This window comes from Pseudonocardia halophobica, from assembly GCF_027922425.1.
Classification (GTDB): domain Bacteria; phylum Actinomycetota; class Actinomycetes; order Mycobacteriales; family Pseudonocardiaceae; genus Pseudonocardia; species Pseudonocardia halophobica.
This window is the reverse complement of sequence record NZ_BSFQ01000254.1, coordinates 1-587: the sequence shown is the minus strand read 5'-3', so window position 1 is coordinate 587 and position 587 is coordinate 1. Positions and strand designations below refer to the sequence as shown.

Below are 587 nucleotides of genomic sequence, written 5' to 3'. Positions count from 1 at the left end.
GAGACGGCCGGTACCTGCGCCGGGCTGAACCACGGGGATCCGTCGACGTGACGCGCGGCCGGGATCAGCCCCAGCGCCCAGAACCGCCGCACCAGTTCGGGGTGCAGGCCGCAGCGCCGGGCGAACTCCTCCTCGTCGAGCAGGGCGGATCTCGGACTCCGGACCAGCGGGTAGCGAAGCGGACGACTCTGCGGATTCATCGGCGTCGCCTCGTGTCGTCGGTCGTGGCGCGGCGCGGATCGAAGGTCGACGACGTGGCGAGTTCGGAGTACAGCTCGCGTTCGCGGTCGCCGAGCCGTGCCGGCACCATGATCTTGATCTCGGCGAACAGGTCGCCCGGGTGCCCGGCCGGGTCCGGCATGCCTTGCCCACGCAGGCGCAGGCGTCTTCCCGACGAGGAGCCGGAAGGCACGGTCACCTTGGTCTCGCCCCCGGGTGCCGCGACCGGGACGGTCGCACCGAGGGCCGCTTCCCACGGGGCGAGCTTCAGGTCGACGTGGATGTTCCGGCCCTCGAGGCGGAAGAGCGGGTGCGGCAACAGCCGCACCACCAGGTAGAGGTCTCCGGCGGAGCCGTCGCCGAGTCTC

At 71.9% G+C, this 587-nt stretch carries 2 protein-coding genes; both read right to left on the bottom strand.

The features are described from left to right. A partial coding sequence (locus tag PKE99_RS38480; RefSeq protein ID WP_498371927.1) for a MerR family transcriptional regulator occupies nt 1–200 on the bottom strand: 200 nt, incomplete at its 3' end. Further along, a partial coding sequence (locus tag PKE99_RS38475; protein WP_271215160.1) for a DnaJ C-terminal domain-containing protein occupies nt 197–587 on the bottom strand: 391 nt, incomplete at its 5' end. The genes PKE99_RS38475 and PKE99_RS38480, both read right to left, overlap by 4 nt.